Annotated in this window: 1 protein-coding gene; it reads right to left on the bottom strand. The window is 42.0% G+C overall.

Going from position 1 to position 314, the window contains the following annotated elements; all coding sequences use genetic code 11:
* Positions 1 to 314: mucin-binding protein (locus NF418_RS10395; protein WP_256779544.1), on the bottom strand; the 314-nt coding region annotated here is incomplete at both ends.

Here is a 314-nt window from a genome sequence, read left to right as displayed (position 1 = left end):
TGCCTTCTTCATCAAGAACTGGCTTACCATCTGAGTAGATGTGGTTGACTGTACGAGTCACTTCTTCAACCAAGCCAAGTTCACCATAAGTACGACCCTTAGGATCGTTTGGTACTGGCGTGTCTGGTGTTACTGGATCTTTCGGATCAACTACATCAACATTTTCACGGTAAACAATTGTTGCAGCAATATCCTTGTCAGTTGCTGTAATACCAGTCTTCTCAACTTTATCAGTTGATGGTGTAAATTTATCCAAAGTAAGGGCATTTACAGTTGTGAAGTCTTGTGTTGCTGGTGCCCATGCTGAGTATGTA

It is taken from the genome of Streptococcus suis, assembly GCF_024509555.1.
Classification (GTDB): domain Bacteria; phylum Bacillota; class Bacilli; order Lactobacillales; family Streptococcaceae; genus Streptococcus; species Streptococcus suis_AD.
Note: the sequence above shows the minus strand (reverse complement) of the source record. Positions and strands in the feature narration are given on the sequence as shown.